Origin of the sequence: Enterococcus sp. HMSC072F02 (genome assembly GCF_001837725.1) — a bacterium.
Lineage (GTDB): Bacteria > Bacillota > Bacilli > Lactobacillales > Enterococcaceae > Enterococcus_B > Enterococcus_B lactis.
Genome location: NZ_KV833976.1, coordinates 131277 through 131611, shown reverse-complemented (window position 1 = coordinate 131611; position 335 = coordinate 131277). Strand labels below are relative to the sequence as shown.

At 50.7% G+C, this 335-nt stretch carries 3 tRNA genes; all 3 read left to right on the top strand.

Features of this window, described 5'->3' with window-relative positions:
• Nucleotides 1-66: 66 nt before the first annotated feature.
• The 3 genes from HMPREF2731_RS12905 (at nt 67) to HMPREF2731_RS12895 (ending at nt 304) form a co-directional block, all read left to right on the top strand.
• Nucleotides 67-142, top strand: a tRNA-Phe gene (locus HMPREF2731_RS12905).
• Between the two features lies 1 nt (nt 143).
• Nucleotides 144-224: transfer RNA gene (locus tag HMPREF2731_RS12900), tRNA-Tyr, on the top strand.
• A gap of 6 nt (nt 225-230) precedes the next feature.
• Nucleotides 231-304, top strand: a tRNA-Trp gene (locus tag HMPREF2731_RS12895).
• The last annotated feature ends 31 nt before the right edge of the window (nt 305-335 follow it).

The following is a 335-nucleotide window of genomic DNA, read 5'->3' as shown; positions in this document are numbered from 1 at the left end:
GAGATCGCGGGTTCGATTCCCGTCGGAACCGTCGTTCTTGTTATTCAATTAATAATTTTAAAATATGGCGCGGTAGCTCAGTTGGTAGAGCAACGGATTGAAGCTCCGTGTGTCGGCAGTTCGATTCTGTCCCGCGCCACCATGGAGGAGTAGCGAAGTGGCTAAACGCGACGGACTGTAAATCCGTTCCTTAGGGTTCAGTGGTTCGAATCCACTCTCCTCCATTTTATAGGGGCATAGTTTAAAGGTAGAACAGCGGTCTCCAAAACCGTTAGTGTGGGTTCAATTCCTGCTGCCCCTGCCATGGCGAATGTGGCGAAGTGGTTAACGCACCG